The 20133-nt window shown below is 56.4% G+C and carries 16 protein-coding genes; 8 read left to right on the top strand and 8 right to left on the bottom strand.

Going from position 1 to position 20133, the window contains the following annotated elements:
• Positions 1-180 precede the first annotated feature (180 nt).
• From eat to FFS57_RS03135, 5 genes are all read left to right on the top strand, one after another.
• Positions 181-1575: an ethanolamine permease gene (eat, locus tag FFS57_RS03155; RefSeq protein WP_137936306.1), complete on the top strand. Its 1395-nt coding sequence runs from the start codon at positions 181-183 to the stop codon at positions 1573-1575.
• 208 nt (positions 1576-1783) lie between these two features.
• Positions 1784-3169 (top strand): glutamine synthetase family protein, encoded by a 1386-nt coding sequence (locus FFS57_RS03150; RefSeq protein WP_137936404.1) that lies wholly within the window; start codon positions 1784-1786, stop codon positions 3167-3169.
• A 13-nt stretch (positions 3170-3182) separates the two neighbouring features.
• A complete protein-coding gene (locus FFS57_RS03145) occupies positions 3183-4571 on the top strand; it encodes an aldehyde dehydrogenase family protein (RefSeq protein ID WP_137936305.1) in 1389 nt (462 codons plus the stop codon).
• Positions 4572-4813: 242 nt separating this feature from the next.
• On the top strand, positions 4814-5986 hold the full coding sequence (locus FFS57_RS03140) for an iron-containing alcohol dehydrogenase (RefSeq protein ID WP_171013540.1): 1173 nt from the start codon (positions 4814-4816) through the stop codon (positions 5984-5986).
• 78 nt (positions 5987-6064) lie between these two features.
• Complete coding sequence (locus FFS57_RS03135) at positions 6065-7528, top strand: M81 family metallopeptidase (RefSeq protein ID WP_137936304.1); 1464 nt, start codon at positions 6065-6067, stop codon at positions 7526-7528.
• 184 nt (positions 7529-7712) lie between these two features.
• Here FFS57_RS03135 and FFS57_RS03130 read toward each other — a convergent pair whose 3' ends face one another.
• Positions 7713-9530, bottom strand: coding sequence for an Ig-like domain-containing domain (locus FFS57_RS03130; RefSeq protein WP_137936303.1), 1818 nt, complete (start codon positions 9528-9530; stop codon positions 7713-7715).
• 180 nt (positions 9531-9710) lie between these two features.
• Here FFS57_RS03130 and FFS57_RS03125 point away from each other — a divergent pair, with 180 nt between their 5' ends.
• Positions 9711-11384 carry a hypothetical protein gene (locus FFS57_RS03125; RefSeq protein WP_137936302.1) on the top strand — a complete coding sequence of 558 codons (1674 nt, stop codon included), beginning with the start codon at positions 9711-9713 and terminating at the stop codon, positions 11382-11384.
• 97 nt (positions 11385-11481) lie between these two features.
• Complete coding sequence (locus tag FFS57_RS03120; protein WP_137936301.1) at positions 11482-12063, top strand: NAD(P)H-dependent oxidoreductase; 582 nt, start codon at positions 11482-11484, stop codon at positions 12061-12063.
• A gap of 32 nt (positions 12064-12095) precedes the next feature.
• Here FFS57_RS03120 and FFS57_RS03115 read toward each other — a convergent pair whose 3' ends face one another.
• The 5 genes from FFS57_RS03115 to pcaC all read right to left on the bottom strand — a co-directional run bounded on the left by FFS57_RS03115 (position 12096) and on the right by pcaC (position 16780).
• Positions 12096-12872, bottom strand: a complete 777-nt coding sequence (locus FFS57_RS03115) for a ParA family protein (protein WP_137936300.1) — start codon at positions 12870-12872, stop codon at positions 12096-12098.
• 214 nt (positions 12873-13086) lie between these two features.
• On the bottom strand, positions 13087-14508 hold the full coding sequence (locus tag FFS57_RS03110; protein ID WP_137936299.1) for a PhoH family protein: 1422 nt from the start codon (positions 14506-14508) through the stop codon (positions 13087-13089).
• A gap of 148 nt (positions 14509-14656) precedes the next feature.
• Complete coding sequence (locus tag FFS57_RS03105) at positions 14657-15112, bottom strand: peroxiredoxin (protein WP_137936298.1); 456 nt, start codon at positions 15110-15112, stop codon at positions 14657-14659.
• Positions 15113-15369: 257 nt separating this feature from the next.
• Complete coding sequence (locus tag FFS57_RS03100; RefSeq protein WP_137936297.1) at positions 15370-16281, bottom strand: polysaccharide deacetylase family protein; 912 nt, start codon at positions 16279-16281, stop codon at positions 15370-15372.
• 121 nt (positions 16282-16402) lie between these two features.
• Positions 16403-16780 carry a 4-carboxymuconolactone decarboxylase gene (gene pcaC, locus FFS57_RS03095; RefSeq protein WP_137936296.1) on the bottom strand — a complete coding sequence of 126 codons (378 nt, stop codon included), beginning with the start codon at positions 16778-16780 and terminating at the stop codon, positions 16403-16405.
• A 115-nt stretch (positions 16781-16895) separates the two neighbouring features.
• Between pcaC and FFS57_RS03090 the strand changes: the two genes are divergently transcribed.
• Positions 16896-17147 (top strand): hypothetical protein, encoded by a 252-nt coding sequence (locus tag FFS57_RS03090; protein ID WP_137936295.1) that lies wholly within the window; start codon positions 16896-16898, stop codon positions 17145-17147.
• A gap of 75 nt (positions 17148-17222) precedes the next feature.
• On the opposite strand, the gene FFS57_RS03085 is transcribed toward FFS57_RS03090, so the two are convergent.
• On the bottom strand, positions 17223-18287 hold the full coding sequence (locus FFS57_RS03085; protein WP_137936294.1) for an ABC transporter ATP-binding protein: 1065 nt from the start codon (positions 18285-18287) through the stop codon (positions 17223-17225).
• On the bottom strand, positions 18280-20007 hold the full coding sequence (locus tag FFS57_RS03080; RefSeq protein ID WP_249383867.1) for an ABC transporter permease: 1728 nt from the start codon (positions 20005-20007) through the stop codon (positions 18280-18282). Before FFS57_RS03080 ends, FFS57_RS03085 begins: the two co-directional genes overlap by 8 nt.
• Positions 20008-20133: the final 126 nt, after the last annotated feature.

Below are 20133 nucleotides of genomic sequence, written 5' to 3'. Positions count from 1 at the left end.
CGCTGAATAAGTCAAAACGATGTTTGTTGAAGCGTACAAAAACGTAGACATAGACTGTGACGTATCGGATTTGTCGGACATCACCGCCAACAGTGAGACTGGCAGACCCCTTTCAAGGAGAAATTCATCTTGCAGTAACGCAGTGTTTACCTGACCGGCAAGCCGCACGAGGAGAGAAGCATGGCTGAAAAAGTAAAAAGAGAATTGAAACGCTCGCTGAAAACCATCCATCTTTGGGGGATTGCGGTCGGGCTGGTGATTTCCGGTGAATATTTCGGCTGGAGTTACGGCTGGGATAAGGCCGGTACCTTGGGCTTCATGATCACCTCGCTGGTGATCGCTGCCATGTATACCACCTTTATTTTCAGCTATACCGAGCTGACGACTTCCATTCCTCATGCCGGTGGCCCGTTTGCCTATGCACGACGTGCTTTTGGGCCGACTGGTGGTTATATCGCCGGTATGGCTACCTTGATTGAATTCGTGTTTGCCCCACCCGCTATTGCATTGGCAATCGGGGCTTATCTTGGCGTGCAGTTTCCCGGGCTCAATCCCAAGCATGCAGCCTTGGGCGCCTACCTGATCTTCATGGGCTTGAACTTGATCGGTGTCACGATTGCTGCGACCTTCGAACTATTGGTGACCATTCTGGCCATTTTTGAACTGCTGGTGTTCATGGGGGTGGTGGCGCCGGGCTTTTCGGTTGCAAACTTTGTAGCGCATGGTTGGGCCGGGTCAGATACCTTGGGCAGTGCAGCCTATGCGGGGATGTTCGCCGCGGTGCCATTTGCCATCTGGTTTTTTCTGGCCATTGAAGGGGCGGCGATGGCAGCCGAAGAGGCAGAAGACCCGCGCCGTACCATTCCGCGGGCCTACATCATGGGTATTCTGACGCTGGTGTTTCTTGCCATTGGCGTGATGGTGTTCGCGGGTGGCAGTGGTGACTGGCGGCAACTTGCCAATATCAATGAGCCCTTGCCCAAGGCCATGCAGATGGTGGTTGGTACCAATTCAGGCTGGGTGCACATGCTGGTGTGGATCGGGCTGTTCGGTTTGGTGGCTTCTTTTCACGGCATCATCATGGGCTACTCCCGCCAAATCTATGCCTTGGGCCGTGCGGGTTATCTGCCTGGGTTTCTGGCCAGTGTCAATCAACGCTTCCAAACTCCTCATTGGGCGATTCTGGCCGGCGGGGTAGTGGGTATCTGTGCCATCTATGCTGACGAAGCGGTGAAGTTGCAAGGTCAGACACTGACTGCAGCCATCATCACCATGGCGGTATTCGGTGCAATTGTTATGTACATCATGTCGATGGCGTCACTGTTCAAGTTGCGGGCCAGCGAGCCTAGGTTGCAACGACCGTTCCGTGTGCCTTTCTATCCTCTGTTTCCGGGGGTGGCATTGGGGTTGGCGCTGGTAGCACTGACGGCCATGATCTACTTCAATCTGACGATTTTCTGGCTGTTTGTTGGCTTCATGGTGGCGGGGTACCTCTACTTCCTGGCAACCAAGGCCGCCCGGGATAGCGCGCCGCTGGATGAAATGTTGCAGGCCGGTGCGGTGGTAGGGGATTGATCCAACCCGATCAAGCGACCGGCTGCATCCGCCAGACCGCGCCAGCATTAGTGTTAACGATCAACGCAATTAGCGGGATTGATACTGTTTGCGGGTGTCGGTTGGCGTTGATTTAATGGACACACAGCAGGTGCATGTGCAAGACAACCAGCAGGAGACAGCGTGGGAGCGGGGTTCCCGGTCCACGCAGCAAATAGAGGGAAGCAAAATGCAGGCACGTGAAGTCAACACCGCAGAAGATGCCATCGCGCTGGTTGAAGCGCGCGGCTTGAGTCATGTCAAATTGGGGCTGTCGGATATCGATGGTGTGATGCGTGGCAAATACCTGTCCAAGGATAAATTCATCTCCGCATTGAAGGGTGGCATGGGGTTTTGCAATGTGGTCCTGGGTTGGGACTTGAACGATCAACTTTACGATAATGTGCAGTACACCGGCTGGCACACCGCCTATCCGGATGCTACGGTACGTATCGTCCCAGAGACATGTCGGGACTTGCCGCTGGAGATGGTCAACGGGCAGCCGATGTTGTTTTTTCTGGCCGAGTTTGCGGATGACAGCGCCAAACAGATCTGTCCTCGCAATGTGTTGAACCGGATGGTCAGAAAAGCGACGGACATGGGGTTTGATGCCTTTGCCGCGCTGGAATATGAATTCTTCCTGTTCAATGAAACCCCGGAATCGGCGCGTGCCAAGCATTATCAGAACCTGACACCCTGGACGCCCGGTTATTTCGGCTATTCCATCCTGCGCAGTACGGTGCATGCTGATTTCTACCATCAGTTGTTGAAGTTGTCGGAAGGCATGGACATGGTCATCGAGGGGCTGCACACCGAAACGGGCCCAGGTGTGATGGAAGCCGCCTTGGCAGTGGGTGAGGCCAGTCAGGCTGCCGATAAAGCATTCCTGTTCAAGACTTTCTGTAAGGTGCTCGCCCAAAAGAACAATCTGATGGCGACCTTCATGGCCAAATGGTCACATGACTACCCAGGCCAGAGCGGCCACATTCACCTGTCGCTCAAAGACCGCAAGACTGGCAAATCTGCCTTTTTCGACCCCACCCAGCGTCATATGATGAGTCGTACCCAGCGCCAATTCATGGCGGGCGTGCAGCGGCTGCTGCCAGAGCTGATGGCAATGTATGCGCAAACCATCAATAGCTATTCACGGCTGGTCCCGGGCTATTGGGCGCCATTGGATGCGACCTGGGGCCTGGAAAATCGTACCACCGCATTGCGGCTGATCCCGGGCTCCGAAAAATCGCAGCGCATGGAGGTCCGCATCGGATCGGCAGATGCCAACCCTTATCTGGCGCTGGCCGCAGCCTTGGGCGCGGGCCTGTATGGGATCGAGCACGAGTTGGAACCCGAGCCGATGGTGGAGGGGAATGCCTATACCCAGACCTTCCCGTCGCATCTCAAGTTACCCAATACCTTGTGGGATGCCGCACAGCGATTGAAGGCGTCGGAAGCGGCTCGCAACCTGTTCGGCGCCCCCTTCGTCGAGCACTTTGCCGCGACCCGTGAATGGGAAGAGCGCGAATTCCGCCGTCATGTCACGGATTGGGAATTGCAACGCTATTTCGAAATCATTTGAACGAGAATCCAGCATGTCAGAACTGATTACCCTAAGCCCAATCGATGGCAGTGAAGTCGTACGTCGGCCCTATGCCAGTGCAGAGCAGATAGCTGCAACGCTAAGCCGCGCCAAATCATCCCATGCAGCCTGGCGCAATGTGCCGTTGGTGGAGCGGGCCGCCATGGTCAGCAAGGCGATTGACGCATTTGTTGCCAACAAGGATGCCATTGCCAGCGGCATCACCCGCCAAATGGGCCGGCCGATTCGTTACGCCGCCGGGGAAGTGGGCGGCTTTGAAACCCGGGCACGGCACATGATTGCCATTGCGGAAGAGGCATTACGTGACGTGGTGCCGACACCGATCGACGGTTTCAACCGCTTTATTCGTCGTGACCCGGTCGGCGTGGTGTTGGTGATCGCTCCCTGGAACTACCCGCTGCTGACCGCCGTGAATGCCATCGTCCCCGCCTTGTTGGCCGGGAATACGGTCATCCTCAAGCATTCCGCCCAAACGCCACTGTGCGCAGAACAGATCCATGCCGCCTTTATGGCAGCGGGCCTGCCGGACGGCGTGTTCCAATACCTGCATGTGACACATGACGACACCCAGCGCTTGATCAAGGCGGCTGAGGTGAATTTTGTGTGCTTTACCGGGTCGGTTGCGGGCGGTGTGATGGTGGAGCAGGCGGCTGCCGGCCGATTCATCGGCGTGGGGCTGGAGCTGGGCGGGAATGACCCCGGGTATGTGCGTGCAGATGCCAACCTGGATCACGCCGTTGAGACGCTGATCGACGGTGCATTCTTCAATTCCGGTCAAAGTTGTTGCGGCATTCAACGCATCTATGTGCATCAGTCGCTGTATCAGGCCTTCGTGGACAAGGCGGTGGCTCTGACTGAGCAATATGTGCTCGGCAACCCGCTGGATCAGGCCACCACACTGGGCCCGGTGGTGCGTACATCGGCAGCGCAATCAATACGGCAGGTGGTGGCCGATGCAATGGCCAAGGGTGCAACGCAATTGATCGACTCCAGCAGGTTCCGGCTGGACGATGGCCAATCAGCCTATCTTGTCCCTCGCCTGTTCACCAACGTGAACCATGGCATGCAATTAATGGCAGATGAGTGTTTTGGCCCGGTCTGCGGTGTGATGTCGGTCGTCGGTGACCAAGAGGCGATCCAATTGATGAATGACAGCCCATATGGCCTGACCGCCTCAATCTTTACCCAGGACGAAGCGACGGCGCTGTCGTTGGGCGACCGACTGGAGACTGGAACGGTGTTCATGAACCGCTGCGACTACCTGGACCCGGCGCTGGCCTGGACGGGGGTGAAACACACTGGACGTGGTGCCACGTTGTCCAGCATCGGCTTCGAACACCTGACCCGGCCGAAGTCGTTTCATCTGAAGCGGCTTGGGTAGTACTAACCTGGATATTTCATAAATTGACGCGAGTGCTAGCTTGTCTTTTGATCCATATGAAGATTTTCATTCTGTCGCGCGTAAGAACCCCTACGCGACGCCTTCACGAAATCTCCCTATGAATCAAAATCCTGCGCCATCACCTCGCGAATTTGCGAAATATCCAGGCTAATTGGGCAAATGCCACCATTGATGTGATACCGAATGGCACATCATGCTTGATTGGATATGAAGGAAAGTACATGGCCAACCTGAACCATTTTACCGTCAACTGGAACTACCCCACTGCTGTCAAAGCCGGGGTAGGCCGCATCAAGGACTTACCGCAGCTGGCCCGCTCGCTGAGTATGCACAAACCGTTGATGATCACAGACCCCGGCTTGGCGCCGTTGCCGCCAGTGCAGGATACGTTGGAGCTACTGAAAACAGCAGGTTTGCCCTGTGGCTTGTTTCATCAGATCAAGGGCAATCCGACTGGCCAGAACGTGATCGATGGCGTGGCGGCATTCAAGGCTGGCGGGTACGACGGTGTGATTGCGCTGGGGGGTGGTTCGGCACTGGATGCGGCCAAGGCAGTGGCCTTGATGGTGGGGCAGGATCGCCCGCTATGGGATTTTGTGGACGAAGGCGACAATTGGCTGCGCATCAAACCAGCGGGCATGGTGCCGGTGGTCGCTGTCCCGACCACTGCCGGTACCGGGTCGGAAGTGGGGCGCGCCTCGGTGATTACCGACGAAGGGCAACATGCCAAAAAAATCATCTTTCATCCAAAGATGCTACCAGCGGTGGTGATTCTGGACCCCACACTGTGTACGGGACTGCCGGCTAAATTGACAGCGGCGACCGGGATGGATGCCTTGTCACACAGCCTGGAAGCCTACTGCTCGCCGTTTTATCACCCGATGGCGGCTGGCGTAGCGCTGGAGGGCATTCGCCTGGTGAAGGATTGGTTGCCGGTTGCCGTACAGGACGGTCAGCATCTGGAGGCACGTATGCACATGTTGGTTGCATCCAGCATGGGGGCGACGGCGTTTCAACGGGGGCTGGGGGCCATGCATGCACTGGCCCACCCGCTGGGGGCGATGTTCGATGCGCACCATGGCATGCTCAACGCTATCCTGATGCCTTATGTACTGAAGGCCAACCAGCCCGCCATTGATGAACGTATCACTGCCCTGGCGCGTTATCTGAACCTGCCGAATGCATCGTTTGGCGCCTTTCTGGATTGGGTGCTGCGATTGCGTGAAGAAGTCGGTATTCCGCATACCTTGAAGTCGATTGGCATTGGGGATGAGCGGCTGGATGACATTGCCACAGCGGCGGTGGCTGATCCATCGCATGGCACTAACCCAATTCCGTTCACGGTGGCGCAGTATCACGATATTGCACATGCTGCAGTCGCGGGCTTGCTGTAGGGAGATAAGGTTCTGTTCAACCTGTGATCGCTGAGCCACCGATTGACAACCCGACCTGTGACACTAAAAGAGGACACCATGCCACGTGTTGTCGTAGCTGGTTTTCAGCATGAGACCAATACCTTCTCGCCAGTTAGAACGGGTTTTCAGCATTTTGTCGAAGCCGATGCTTGGCCCGGTTTGACCACGGGCGAGGCCGTTGCCATGGCGGTGGCCGGTGCCAATCTGCCGTTGGCTGGTGCGATTGATGCATTGGTGAAGGCTGACTTGCAACCTGTCCCGTTGTTATGGGCCTCGGCGAATCCCAGTGGGCGGGTGACGGATGATGCGTTTGAGGCCGTCTGGTGGTTGTTTGAAGAAGGGTTGCGACAAGCTGGGCGGATTGATGCAGTCTATCTCGATCTGCACGGTGCCATGGTGACCGAATCGCTTGAGGATGGTGAAGGCGAATGGCTGCGTCGTACTCGGCAATGTGTTGGGGATGATATACCGATCGTTGCCTCGCTGGACTTTCACGCCAATGTCAGTCAACAGATGGTGGCTTTGGCGGATGCGCTGGTGGGGTATCGAACCTACCCGCATGTGGACATGGCTGAGACCGGTGCGCGTGCGATTGCGCTGTTGTTGCGCCTGATACGTGGTGAGTTGTGTCATTCAGCCTTTCGCCAACTGCCATTCATCATTGCCATGCCATGGCAGTGCTCGTTGATTGATCCGGTCGCACGATTGATGCGCCAAGCCGAAATTGACGAACAGCAACAGGGCGTTGTCAGCGTCAGCTTTCTGCCCGGTTTTCCGCTGGCTGATATCACCGACAGCGCCCCCAGCATACTGGTCTATGCCGATACGCAAGCTGCAGCAGACACGGTGGCCGATGAGCTGGCCGAAGCCGTGATCAAGGCCGAGCCCGAATTCAATGGCAAGCTCTGGCCGCCTACCGAGGCATTGGCCTACGCCAAACGGAGCCTTGGCCAAGGTGGCCCCGTTATCCTGGCCGATACCTGCGACAACGCTGGCGGGGGGGCGGCCAGTGATGCCGCGGCAATCATTCAGGCCTGCCTGGATGCCGATGCCCAAGGCGCTGTCGTTGGCCTGCTGTGTGATCCAACTGCAGCGGCGGCAGCCCATGCTGCCGGATTGGGCGCGACATTGCACCGAGCGATCGGCCAAACTGAAACAGCGTGTTTGGGCGAATGGCGAGTGGACGCGCTAGGTGACGGTTGTTTCGATGCAACCGGCCCATTCTACGCCGGTTGCAGCATGGAGCTGGGTCCGATGGCCAGGTTGTCTTATCGAAATGTCACGGTGCTGGTTTCCAGCCGTAAACAGCAGGCCGCCGATCAAGCCATGTTTCGGCATTTGGGTATCGAGCCCGCGCAAGTGCCCATTCTGATTCTGAAAAGCAGTGTGCACTTTCGTGCCGATTTTGGGGTATTGGCAAGAGAGATTCTGGTGGTTGAATCTGTGGGTGACCATGTGGCGGACTTGAGCAAACTGGATTATCAATATTGCACTCGCCACCCAGCTGGATGTTTGCCCTGATGTATGGTCGTCACGACATTGTTGCCAAACTGAATGCTTAGCGTGGCTGAGCACCTGTTCAAGCTCTGTCGTGAGCGACTACCAATGGGGTGGCGTGTAACGCAATTACCGGAACGCAGGGCGATGAAGGTGGATGCCCGACATCGCCTCGTTTGTTCAATTCGGTAGCACGTCAGGTTCCATGTCAGCGATACGTCCTGCCTGCAACGGTGTTGCCCCGATTCCACTGTACCGCCATTCGACCGTTGGTCATCGCACCACTCAGGAAGGTGGCATCCCCGGTTTCATTACCACTGGCGAGCAGGGTGGCACTATCCCAGCGGCCATCGGTATTGAAACGAAGGGCGTAGGCGCTGGTGTTGGTGACATTGTCGGTAACCAGCCAGGCAACCAAGCCACCGCCTGCCTCGTCTTGTACGATGGCGATCTGGTTGGGTTCGCGACTGTTGTTGAAGTTGGTCACTGGCGTTTCGGTTGCTTGCCAGGTGTTATTGTTGAACTGGCGAGATAGTAGCTTCCCGTCGACAGCCCAGGCTGCGGTGGCGTCACCATTGGCATTTTTCAGCAGAGCAGGCGTGGTGACGCGTTGACCGGTACCGTTGCCAAGCAAAATGGTTTGCCCTTGGCTGTTGTCGACAGGATAGTTGGCCCCTTTGACGCTGTATGTCACACCTTGCAGGTTATCAGCCAAGGTCACCATCCAGCTCAGTACAGCGTTACCATCCTTGTCCAACGCAATGCCTGGTGTTGTGGTGCGCAAGGCGTTGAATGCGTCAAACTGCTTCGGGCTGTCCCACCGGCTGTCGCTTGCGCGATAGCGGCTGGCGAACAGGGTATAGTCGTCGTTGCCAGTTGGGGTTGCGCTGGTACGTTGTTGCCAGCTGGCGACCAGATTACCTTTGATATCTGCCTTGAGCTGAACATCGCAATCCAGTACGGTGCTGGTACGGTACAGCGTATCGGTACTGGCCCAGCGTTTGGTGGCTGTATCATAACGGGCGGTCATCACTGCATTGCCGGTGTTGTCGGCGGCCCGCCAGATGGCGACGATGTTGCCGTTGCTGTCCACTTGCTGCTTGGCGCAACTGCTGCCATTGGTGGTGCCTGTGCCCAGTTTGACAGGGTCGGTGAGGGTGCCGTTACTGTCCAGTTGACGGGTATAGATGTTGGCCGGATTGCCACTGTTGCGATGGTGCCAGATCAATGCAGCACTGCCGGAGGAGGTCACGGCAATGTCTGCATCGAAGGTATGGGTATCCTGGCCAATGGCTTCGGGGGGGCTCCAGCTACCACCGGCTTTGCTGAAGCGGCTGTAGACAGCGTGGCTGCCGCTGGTAGGCAGCAGCGCAGTGGAGCTGTTCCAGGCAACCAGTGCATCGCCACTGTCCAGTACCTTGATGACAACATGACTGGCTTGTCCGCTGGTGCCGGCATCCATATCGGTCGTACTCCACTGAGCGGTGGATGGGTCAAAGCGGGCAATGGTCAATCCGGTGGTCGTCGATCCTGTTTTGCGCAGGCTGGCGACCACAATGCTGCCATCCTTGCCTGCAGTGCTGGACAAGCTGCTGGCATTGCCGCTGGCGGTCAGGTGGGTACTGGTTGCGCCCCACTGTCCCTGGCGAGTGGTGATGCTGATGGTGGTCTTGCCGGGCAGGCCATTGCCTTTCATGCTGCGGATATCGGCGCTGAGCTCCAGTTGGTAAGGGCTCGCCAGCCCAAGCGGCATGGTAGGGGTAAGCTTGACTTCGGCACCACTCACGACCACGGTTGCCGGTATTTCACCCTGAGCACTGATCAACTTGACGGTGTTGCTGTTGAGGGTGGCTGGATCCATGTCTTCGGAAAACTGCACACTGAAAGTCGTGGCGGGATCAACATTGCTGGCACCCGCAGATGGGGTGGCGGCCGTGACTGATAGCGTCTTGTTGGAATCGCCGCAGGAGGCCAGCAGTGCAAGTGTACAAACCAATAGGGCCTTGGAAAACGGGATAGCGTGCATAAGTTGTCATCCGGTTGAATCGGGAAGTGGTCACACAAACCACCGCTGCATGCGTTCTTGGTGGTAGTGGGCCATAGGTGTACGGTAGCGTCAATCATATCGCTGGGTGAGTGGACAGCTTGGCTGTCATTTTGTTGCATTTGGCATACTATTCGGGTTTTCCGTCCTCTTTTGCCAATCATGTCCCGTTGTCGTTATCCGGAGCTGACCGAGTACCACTCCTTGCTGCAAGCCTATTTACATCACACCTGCTGGCGTCTTGACTGGCAATGTGACGATTCGGTGCGTCTCAATGCAGAGATTCTGCTTCGACCGGCTACAGACGACCAGCCTGATACGCTGGAGCTGACCTTGGAGGCGTTTGACAGCAATGATTGGCAAAACCGGCAGGCATGGCGGCTTGAGTTGGACATCGACCCTGCACAACCCGATGAAGTGCGTTGCGTATTGGAAGAGGATGACCAGTTCCTGTGGCTGGATGAATTGCCGGATGATCATCCGCTGTTTCCTGCCTGGCAGAGGATGTGGCCTGCATTGTGCGCTGATTGCCAGCACTACCTGATGTCATTGCAGCAGGCGGCTCAAGCTGTTCGGCAAGCGGGGCGGTTTACGCAAGTGCTGCAGATCAATACGGATGAATCAGCGCGCGTTGCCTTGCACGTAACTGACCCACGCCTGCCAAGCGGCCATCGTGATATCGCGTTGACCCAACTGTCTCGTCATTTGACCTGGCAACCTGGAGTGGCGTTACATTCGGCCCATGTGCTGGCGCTGGCTGATCATACTGAGCCGCATACCCGTCATATTGCTTTTGTACCGGTCGACGGGGTGGTTGTACCAGTCAATGACAACCCGTGCTCATATCATTTGGGACATGTGGTTACGGATACCTGTTGGCCATTGGTGGAAGACTGGTTGGCTGCAGTCGAGCAATCGCAACGAATGGGGCCGGCATTGCTTGCAGACTATCAGCAACGCATGCCATGGACCGAGCGTGGTTATATCGCCCTGTATGACGCTTTGCAATCACGTATCAGTCATCGGGTAGGTCAGCGCCATGTCAGCGCGATGAATGGCTGGATCAACCTGTCGATGCCCGATGAGGAATATCGGCGCCGGCGAGGGGCCGGCTTACCGTTGACCAGCTACCAGGTGTGCATTCGTCGTTCCGGGTTGTTGGCTGTCGTCAAACGGGTTGAGCCCAGCCGGGTGGAGATGCTGCCGGATAGCGAGGCGGATTGGTCGGAACTCATCACTTTGTTGCAACAAGTCGCAGAATATGCCAATGTTGACCTGCACCTTGTGGGTGGCTCAGTCCCGCGACCGGAGGATTGTCCACCCGAACTGCCGGCCGTTGCGCTGGATACGCTGTTCAAGGAACTGTCCCCAAAGGCCTACCGCAAGAAATTGGTGCGTAGCCAGGCGCTGGATATGTTCCGCATTGCGGAGCCAGACCCGCCATTGGCCAGTGTACGGGATTTTGATGAATTGGCAGGTATGCTGTTCTGGGCACATTATGCGGATCTCGCGCTTCCTGCTGTCTCGTGGCAAAAGGATGACGAACAGGCCACTGCAAATAGTTTACTGGCAGAGCTGGCGCACTTGGCAGATGACTGGTCGATTTCGCTGGATACTTCCATGCTGCTGACGCGAGTGGTACACCTCGAACACAGTTACGATATCTTCGTGACCTTGCTGGCCGAAATAGAAGCGGCAACTGGTGCGCGTTTCGTATGGCTGAGCGACGGGGACGACACCTTGACCGTCTTGTTGGTGCCACCCAAGCGGCTGGCTGCGGTCGAGGCTGCCTTGGTTGAGACCGGACGCGTAATTGATTGGTGGACTACTGATTGATACCGGTCGGCATGCTTTGTCTGTCGGACACGGCGTGGTTTGTTATAGTCAAGTTAATGCCAAGCCTGGTCGATTCGCCAGCTCATACTATCTATCCATGCCGTTCAATATCATCATCATTCAGGGACACCCGGACCCATCCGGTACTCACTTTTGCCATGCGCTGGCGGCAGCGTATCGCGAAGGTGCACTGCTGGCTGGGCATCAGGTGGAGGTGATTGATGTGGCGCGACTGGATTTTCCGCTGCTGCGTACCAAGGCTGACTGGGATCATGGTGAAACCCCGGAGAGCTTGCTGCACGCACAGCAATTGTTGCTGCGCAGTGACCTGCTGGTGCTGTTCTTCCCACTATGGCTGGGGGATATGCCAGCCTTGCTGAAAGGTTTTCTGGAGCAAATATTGCGCCCTGGTACTACCCTGATGCTGCCGGGTAGCCATACTCATCGTCCATTGGCGGGTAAGCGGGCGCGTGTGGTGGTGACCATGGGTATGCCCGCGCTGTTTTATCGATGGTATTACGGCGCGCATAGTATCAAGAATCTCAAACGCAATATCTTGGCGTTTGTGGGAGTGCATCCGGTGGCGGATACATTGATCGGGATGGTGGACACGCTGAGTGAACCCAAGCAGGCAAGCTGGTTACAGCGCATGCGGGATATGGGGGCAACAGCCAGTTGAGGAGGCGGAGGTAACCACCGTCATGAGCTACGTCAGCGTTTGACCGACTGGATGAAACCGCATTCGACCAATTCATCCAGAAGAAAGCCATAATCCTTGGCCCCTTTGCTTTTGGGCGAGAACGAAAAGATGTCCTGATTGTAACCAGCTGATTCGGTGATGGCCGAATTCTCGTGGATGCGCGTCTTGCATAGTTCAACGCCATAGCGTTCCTGCATTTCGGCAATGATGTGGGCCGATAGACGCCGATTGGGCACAAAGCGTGTGACGACAAAGCGCCGTGGAATGCGCTTGTCTGCCAACCTGGACATGGCTTCCAGTGTGTTTTCCAGTTGTGTTGCCCCTTTCATGGCCAGGTACTCGGCCGCAATTGGGATAATCATGCCATCTGCAGCGGCAATGGCATTGATCGATAAAATGCCCAGAAATGGGCAGCAATCCACCAGGATGGGTACCCCAGCCCCGGCCAGCATTTCATCGTAAAGTGCATGTCGTAAACGCATGATTACGCCACCGGTCTTGCGGTAGAGCGTATCCACTTTTGACAGCTCGACATGAGACGGTATCAGGTTGATTCCATTGGGCAGTGGCTTGACCAGTTCGGTTAATGGCCGGTTGTCCTTGTAAAAGGAGTAGATACTTTCTTCTGAGGGCACGGTTACGCCGCAGATGGCAGTCAGGTGGGCTTGGGGGTCCAGATCAATCAGCAAGGGTTCCATGCCGTTGTGGGCCATGGCGGCGGCAAGATTCAGGGCAGTGGTGGTTTTTCCAACGCCGCCTTTCTGGTTGAAAATGGCCAGAATGGTCATATCCCCTCGAATTGACGAGATCGTCTGCGAATGATTATTGTCAGGTATGGGCCTGTGAAAGGTACTGATGACGCTGTTCCATGCTCCGCAGCCGGTCTGCGATCAGGTTTGTAGCCGGTGGGCATAAACCAGCGCGCCGCGCCGACTCTTGGGTTCATTTCGGCGCGGGCGATGAAGCAAGATCAACAGCGCCTTACGGGCCGCTTCTACACCGTTATAGGACTTCCGCAGCGTAATCCGCAAGCCGCGAGCGTTCACCACGTTGCAAGGTGATGTGGCCACTGTGGCCCCAGCCTTTGAAACGATCGACTACATAAGTCAGACCCGAACTGCCTTCGGTCAGATATGGCGTATCGATCTGTGCGATGTTGCCCAGACAAACCACCTTGGTACCGGGGCCGGCACGGGTGATCAGCGTCTTCATCTGCTTTGGAGTCAGGTTCTGCGCTTCATCGATGATCAGGAATTTGTTGATGAAGGTACGTCCGCGCATGAAGTTCAGTGACTTGACCTTGATGCGACTGCGAATCAGATCACGTGTGGCGGCACGGCCCCATTCACCCGCTTCCTGATCATTCTGGTTCAGTACGTCCAGATTGTCTTCCAGCGCCCCCATCCACGGTGCCATTTTTTCTTCTTCCGTACCCGGCAGGAAGCCGATGTCTTCACCGACGGGTACCGTGACACGGGTCATGATGATCTCGCTGAAGACTTTGTGTTCGAGGGTTTGGGCGAGGCTTGCGGCCAGCGTCAGCAGCGTTTTGCCTGTACCGGCCTGACCCAGTAAGGTGATGAAGTCAATGTCCGGGTTCAATAACAGGTTTAATGCAAAGTTCTGTTCGCGGTTGCGGGCGGTGATGCCCCATACATTGTTTTTCTGATGGCTGTAGTCCTTCAGCACTTCCAGCACAGCCTGCTTGGCAGTCTGCTGTTTGACGATGGCGAAGAATGGCTTGTCTCCGCCTTCTTGATACACAAATTGGTTCACCAGCATGGCATTGCACAAAGGGCCGTTGACGCGATAGTAGGCGCGGCCGTTTTCCTGCCAGCTTTCCATGCCTTTGCCATGTTTATCCCAGAAGTCGGCAGGCAATTCCATCACACCGGTGTACAGTAGATCGGTGTCTTCCAGCACCTTGTCGTTGAAGTAGTCCTCCGCCGCAAAGCCCAATGCGCGGGCTTTGATGCGCATGTTGATGTCTTTCGACACCAGGATGACTTCCCGTTTGGGGAATACCTGCTGCAGATACATCACCACGCCCAGAATCTGGTTGTCTGCCTTGCCGACAGGTAGGCGTAACGGCAGTTCGGTATTAATGGCCTGGGTCTGCAGGAACAAATGACCTGTGGCGGCATGTTCGTCACGGCTGGACAGCGGGATGCCATCCTCGATACCAGCATCGTGCCAGCCACTCACCAGTTCATCCAGAAACCGGCTGGCCTGCCGTGCGTTACGTGCTACTTCTGACATACCTTTCTTATTGTTGTCGAGCTCCTCCAGCGTCATCATGGGTAGATAGATATCGTGCTCTTCGAAACGGAACAAGCTGGTTGGGTCGTGCATCAGCACATTGGTGTCGAGCACGAACAGTTTGGTCTGTTGGGTTTTACCCTTGGATTTCTTGGCTGCGGACATTGTTGGTACGCTCCATGTTGGCTCGAACAAGGCAGTCGCCTGCCTGGAATGGTCCATCTGATCTGTAGCTGCGGGCTTGCCTGTTTACCTCCGTTTAACGATCAGGTCCGATCAAGCTGTAAAAAAAGCGGCCAGTGGCCGCCTTGTACTACAACGTTTTGACGAAACTCAGTACTTCGTCGACATGGCCCGGCACCTTGACGCCTCGCCACTCCCGTCGGAGCACGCCATCCTTGTCGATGACAAAGGTGCTACGCTCAATGCCACGCACCTGTTTGCCATACATGTTTTTCATTTTCATGACACCAAACAGCTCACACACGGTTTCGTCCGGGTCGGACAGCAGTTCAAACGGAAAGCTCATCTTCTGTTTGAAGTTTTCATGCGATTTGATGCCATCGCGTGATAGACCGACAACTTCACAGTCTGCCGCCTGGAAGTCCGCATAACGATCACGAAAATCGCTGCCTTCCGTGGTGCAGCCCGGGGTGTTGTCTTTTGGGTAGAAATAGATGACCAGATGTTTGCCGCGTACCGCAGCGAGTTCGAATGTGGTGTTGCCCGTTGCAGGAAGAGAGAAATCAGGAACAGTTTGATTGAGCATTAAGATCAGCCTTGATCGACAGGGTTGAAATTCCATGTCTAAAGCCACCATGATGCATGTTGCCGCTGTGATTCAGCGGCATGGCAGACTTAGAGCTGGAATGGCGAACGTACATGTCCGGAAGTCGGCCAATGCCCGTCCTGGGACGAGCATGATTGCATTGTTGTGCAAACACGTCTGGATGGCAAGTGTGATCTCGTACCCGAGTGGCGCAGGCTAAAGCGGCCATGGCAGGGCCGCTTGGCGTGGTTATTTAATTACGCAAGAAACTCAGGACCTTGGAGTGCCAGTGTGCCAGACCGCCCTTCGATTTCCCCCATGATCACTTTGTGATAGGGCAGAGCCGACAGGTCCAATGATTCAAACAGCTGCAGGGTGGACACCAATTGGTAGCCCTGTGCTTGCCAGCCAGTCAACAGGGTTTCAAAGACCGGGAGCAGTTTGCGGCCTTCCAGCTCGGCATGCAACGTATATACGTGACCGGTGGCGGGCTCTTGCTCTGTCAACTTCAACAGGTGTTGGGCGACATTGTCGGGCGTCAGGTCGCCTACACCGATCAATTCATCCAGTGTTGGCAATGTGGTTGGCACTTGTGGGCAGGCGATGATTTCGCCCTCGTAGACCGGAATGAATGGGTGGGTGCCGCGGGTATCGGAGCAATAAGGATAGTGCTGTGCTTGTTCAAATCGATAGGCATTACGATTCATTTGCCAGCCGGCGGCACCATGGGTGCGGGCGGGTTCGCCAAACACTTTTTCGAAACTGTCGCACGCCAGCCTCATCTGCCGTTGCGTCCAGGTGGCATCCTTGCCGGCTACATAGTCCTGCCACGTAATGTGATCATAAGTGTGGATACCGACTTCGAAACCGGCATCCCGCACGTGGCGCATGATCGGACCGGCGTTCTTGCCAATGTCGGGTCCAGGCAGCAACGTACCGTACAGCAAGGTCTTGATGCCGTAGTGCTCCACTACCGATGTCCGCGAAACCTTCTTCATGAAACCAGGCCGAAACACACGTTTGATGGCTCGACCAGTATGATCGGGTCCCAGGCTGAAGAGGAAAGTGGCATTCGCACCAAAGCATTGCAACACCTTCACCAAGGCTGGGACGCCGATCAGCGTACCGTGGTAGGTGTCAACATCGATTTTCAGTGCGAGCAGCTTCATTGCAATCCGTGAATGAGTAGGTTTCTAGGCAGGGCGCAATTTTGCTGGAAAAGCGGGTATGCCACAAGGCAGGATGTGTGGATTGGTTTATATCTGGCGATGAATTGTTCGTGTCAATCGATCAACAAGGGGGCAATTCAGACAGCACTTCCTGTGCTGCTCGAATCGCATCCATTGCCAAGGGCACACCACAATACACGGCGCCATGCATCAACACTTCGCGGATTTCGTCAATCGTGGCGCCATTGTTGAGTGCACCGCGGACATGCCCTTTCAGCTCCTGGGTACGGCCAAGGGCCAATAGCATGGCCAAGGTGATGAAACTGCGCGTTTTCATGTCCAGCCCGTCACGACACCACACGCTACCCCAGGCGTGTTCGGTGACAAATTGCTGCCAAGGCAGGGTAAACTCATCGGCGTTGGCGAAAGCCTTGTCCACAAAGGTGTCGCCCATGACTTGGCGTCGCTTGGCCTGGCCGTTGTCAAATGCATTGCTCATGGTAGTCGTTCCTATTGGCGGATGAACGGAATTGTATCAGTGTGCAGGGGCGAATCCCGGCGGATTGAGGTTGAAAAAGGTGGATAGAAAGATGATACGTGGTGCAGGATGGATAATGACGGCTTGTTTTCTGATGGGGTCGCTGCCTGGTTGTACCGTGCTGATGCTGACCGGAACCGTTGCTTCAGCCGCAGTGAGTGTTGGTGTGACGGCGGCGAGTGTTGCCACCGATGTGGCTGTGGGAACCGTCAAAGGGGCGGCCAAGGTGACCTCGGCCGCCATTGATATGGCAACGGAAGAAGATGAACCGGTTGCAGATTCCGGTATTGTCGTGAAGCAATCGGCACCCCAGGCCAAGCCGGAATAAGCGTAGTCGACAAAAATCCAGATGCCGGGTTATGTCGCCTTGCCTCAGCCGCTTCGCCAATTGGCTTGATCGCTGTCAGGCTTGTGCGAATACCCAGGTATCGTTCGCAGGGAATTCCACCCAGTACTCACCCGCATCGCGTGGCTCGTGCCCAAAGGCGCGGAAGCGGAGTGAACCCTGATGAAACAGGTATTCCCAGCGATCACCCAGGTACATGGAAGTCACCAGCCGTGCCAGCAGGCGATTGTGCCCAGGGCCGTCTGCTACTTTCAGGCGTTCCAGACGAATCACAGCACGGGCGTTGGCACCGGTTTGCAACGATTGGCGCGCTTTGCCCATCAGTTTCCACTGGTCGACACTGACAATCACATCTTCACCAGCAATGCTGTCCACCTTGGCATCAATCTGATTGTTGGAGCCCATGAATTCAGCGGTATACAAGGTGCGTGGCGAGCCATACAGCTCGGCGGGTGTGCCTTCCTGTTCGATCTTGCCGTTCTTCAACAGCAGAATGCGGTCCGACATGGCCATGGCTTCGGTCTGATCATGGGTGACGCACAGTGCGGACAGTCCCAATTCGACAATCAGCTCACGCAGCCAGGCACGGGCTTCTTCGCGCAGCTTGGCGTCCAGGTTGGATAACGGTTCGTCCAGCAGAATCACGGGTGGGTTGTAGATCAGCGCCCGGGCGATGGCCACCCGTTGCTGCTGGCCGCCCGACAACTGATACGGGAATCGGTCACCCAAATGTCCTAATCCAAGCTGGTTCAGCGCTTGGGTCACGCGGCTGTCGATCTGGTTGTTCGGTACCTTCCGCAACTTCAGGCCATAGCCGACATTCTCTTTCACCGTGCGATGTGGCCACAATGCATACGACTGGAACACCAGCCCCAACGAGCGTTGCTCGACGGCGAGGTTGACGTTGCTGGCGGCGTCATACAGCACATTGCCATCCAGCTTGATACTGCCCCCGCACGGCTGCTCCAACCCGGCAACGGCACGCAGCAGCGTCGTTTTGCCGCTACCAGAGGCGCCCAGCAGGCAGACCACTTCACCCGCATTCAACTGGAACGATACCCCCTTCAGGATGGCTGTGGTGTCATAGTTCAATAACAGATTGTCAACGGTCAGCTTAGTCATGAAGTTTTACTCCGAAACGCAGGGCGACAGCCAAACCGGTGCCGACCATGGCAAGATTGATGACAGACAGGGCCGCAACTTGATCCACCGCACCGGTGGCCCACAGCGACACAATCACAGCACCGATCACCTCGGTGCCGGGGCTCAACAGATAGACAGCGGTTGAATATTCCCGCTCGAAGATCATGAAAATCAGTAGCCAACTGGCCAGCAAGCCAAAGCGGATCAATGGCATGGTCACGTAGCGACTGGTCTGGCCACGGGTGGCGCCCACGCTGCGGGCCGCTTCTTCCAGCTCTGGGCCAACCTGCATCAATGCACTTTGGATCAGGCGCATGCCATAGGCCAGCCACACCACCATGTACGCCAGCCAGATACAGAACATCGAATTCTTGAATTCCTTCAACCCGGGTACAAACAGGAACACCCACAAAAATGCCAGCCCGGCAAGCAAGCCCGGTACCGCACGGGGGACCAGCACCAGATAGTCCATCAAGCGGGCGCCCCAATCATGCCGGCGATGGCTGGCAAAGCCGATGGCGGTGTAACACGCGACTGCCAACGCACCACCGAAGACGCCGATCCCCAGGGTGTTGAGGATGGTCCGCACCATATTGTCCTGCTCGAACAGATCGGTGTAATTGGCCAGCGTCAGGGCGCTGAGCAGTGACACACCTTCCCCCCAGTGCGATACGAAAGACCGCAACACGATGCCGGATAGCGGCACGAACACGGTCAGCAGCAACCATGCCGCGACGATGGCAATCGCCACCCAGCGCCAGGCGCCCAACGGCAGAACGTGCTGGCGGCCGGCTTTACCTTTGACGGTGATGTATTTGCTCGCGCTGCGCAGCAAATACCGCTGCAATAGCACCAGCGGAAAGGTGACGGCCACGATCAGCACCGCGACGACTGCCATCAGGTGATAGGACGGAATCCCCAGTTTATTGGTCAGCTTGTAAAGATAGGTGGTCAAGACCAGATGGCCTTCCGGATCGCCCAGCACCAGCGCCAATCCGAACACCTCGAAGCCCAGGAAAAACACCAGTACGCCCGAGAACAGCAACGATGGCATCACCATCGGCAGGCTGACATCCCGCGCGACCCGAAACGGGCTGGCCCCTGCGACGCGCGCAGCTTCCTCAACATCGGATCCAAGATTGCGCAGGGCAGAGGATGAGTACAGGTAGACGTGTGGCACGTGGGTCAAACCGGCAATGATCACGATGCTAGTCATCGAATAGATGTTCCATGGCACCTGGCCCAACACGCTTTGCCACCAGGTGGAATAGAATCCGGCCGGCCCGGCTGACACGACATAGCCCAGGCCCAATACCATCGGCGAGATGAACACCGGGGTCAGCAACAACGGTTCGAGCCAGCGGCGGCCGGGCAGGTCGGTGCGTACCATCAGGAAGGCGAGGATGCCGCCCAGCGGCAGTGCGATGAACAACATGCCAAAGGCAACGAAAGCAGAGTTCTTGAGGGCAGACCAAAAATCCGAGTCGTCAAATACGAAGCGGTAGGCCTCCAGACTGATGGCCCTGTTGGGCATGAAGAATGGTGCATTCAGGAGGCTTTGATACACGATCAACGTCAAAGGTGTCATGACCGCCAGTGTGACAGCGGCTATGGTCAACCAACGCGCCACGCCAGCGGTGGGGAACCACCGCCGCAGGACAGTCGGCCGTTGGGAAACGGAGGCGACAGGGGGCGCCATCGTCATGTTCGGTGTCATGGATTGCTCCTTGAGGCTGCGGCGGGCGCAGCAGTCCCCTGCGGCAGCGGTGTGTGGGGCACCAGCCGCTGCCGGCGGGGAGGTCAATCGAGAGGATGGCCCGGTTGT

Origin of the sequence: Chitinivorax sp. B (genome assembly GCF_005503445.1) — a bacterium.
Taxonomy (GTDB): Bacteria; Pseudomonadota; Gammaproteobacteria; order Burkholderiales; family SCOH01; genus Chitinivorax.
This window is presented reverse-complemented; position numbering and strand designations above follow the sequence as displayed.